General features: G+C 45.2%; 1 protein-coding gene. It reads right to left on the reverse strand.

What is annotated here, in order from left to right; all coding sequences use genetic code 11:
- Positions 1-613: 613 nt before the first annotated feature.
- Positions 614-1,631 (reverse strand): hypothetical protein (locus tag Q0140_RS01210; protein WP_297960790.1); only part of this gene is annotated, 1,018 nt, incomplete at its 5' end.

Below are 1,631 nucleotides of genomic sequence, written 5' to 3' on the forward strand. Positions count from 1 at the left end.
GGATTTTTGGCGCTGAAGTCTGGGAGGATTGAGGCAAACTCGGCTTAAGGTTCGGGGCAGAGGTTGGGGTCAAATTTCGTGAAAACACGCATTTTTGAAAAGAATTATTTTCAATAGTTAATTTTATAAAACGCCCTAAAATAGGCATTTGAAAGAGCCGTGAAAATTAAGTTTAAGTTTCAAGAGATAAAAACGACGCGAATTTGTCCGTTTTCGCTTAAGGAAACTATGAAAATTTAGACGCAAGCGGTTTAAGTTTCGCGCGCAATTTCGGCTCGGTCTTGATAACTATTTGCTTAAATCCTATGCGCCCGCCTTGTGATTATATCATAAACTATTGCAGGCGCGCTGCTGTAGGGCTTTGATAGCGCTCGCCTGCTCTCTTGACGGGGGGCTATGACCCCACTCGGAATTTTCCGCCCAATACTGACGGTGTAGAGAAAAATTTCAAAATTTAGACTTTTTGTCCCGCGAAAGATACGAGCACATTTTATTATCTGCTTAAAATTTAAGCCCGCATTTTTTGTCCCACGATCTGCAAAACGAGCGTAAGCATTAGGGCTTTGCGCCTGCGGGAGCGGTGTCCGCCTGCATTTGTCTTGCCAGCGCGAATTCACGCCCATGCCTCGGCGCCCTCGTAGTCCTCGTCCTCATAGTCTGGCTCATCAAATTCTCGCCCCACGATATGTTGTTGTAAATACGCGAGCGCATCCATCAGATCATCCTCTTTGCTCTCGACTTCGCTATCGAAGCTGAGGAGTTGCGCCTCTAGCTCAGTGCTTGAGTCTATGCTTGCGTTGTGATAAATTTGCCCCGTGCGATAATATGGCTCTAGGTTTGATATGCGGGTATTTTTTGCCTTTCCGCCGTGGCTAAGTTGATCGATAGGGAGATGCACCCCGGTCATTTTTTGTATGATATCGATCGTATAGAAAAAATCGTTTTGCATCCCGGCTTTTTCAATTCCTATCCTGGTGCAGCCGAATATCTGAAAAATCCGTATGATCTCGACGCTCTTTTCAAACGGCGTCCAGTGTCCGGCGCTGATGTCTATTATGAATATGCGATTTCTGTTGTCGATAGCCGAGGTTATCATCGCGGTTTGATCGCGCCCGTTCGCGCTTGCCAGATCAATCGTGGTAAAAATTTGACATTTTGCAAGCTCTATTTTTTCGCCGTTTAGCGCTAAATTTAGAGCTTTTCTTATTTGTAGAGTTCTTATATTGACTCCGTCCGTAACGCTTAGTGTTTCGGGTTGTGTGTCAATGTCGTATTCTACGCGCTCGAAGTAGCGGAAATACTCGCGTTTGAAAATCGCTCTTTGCGGATCGATCGCCGCGCACATATACTCTTGATAAAATTCATTTGCAAGCCCCTTTGAGACGAGCTGATTTTGTATTGCTTTTATGCGAGATAAAGGAAAACGAGACGGCCATACGCTCGCGCCGTTTTCTATGATGGGAATTTTTATATATCGCCATCCCTGCTTATTGGTTTCTTCTACATTCTCATTGTTCACGATATTGTTTAGGATACTGTCCTCGTGCAAAATTGTGCCTAACACTACCACTTTGCCGCGAGCGGGGTGCACGGCGGGCAATAGATCCGCATAAAACCAACCTCTAAGCTTT

Origin of the sequence: uncultured Campylobacter sp. (genome assembly GCF_938045405.1) — a bacterium.
Lineage (GTDB): Bacteria > Campylobacterota > Campylobacteria > Campylobacterales > Campylobacteraceae > Campylobacter_B.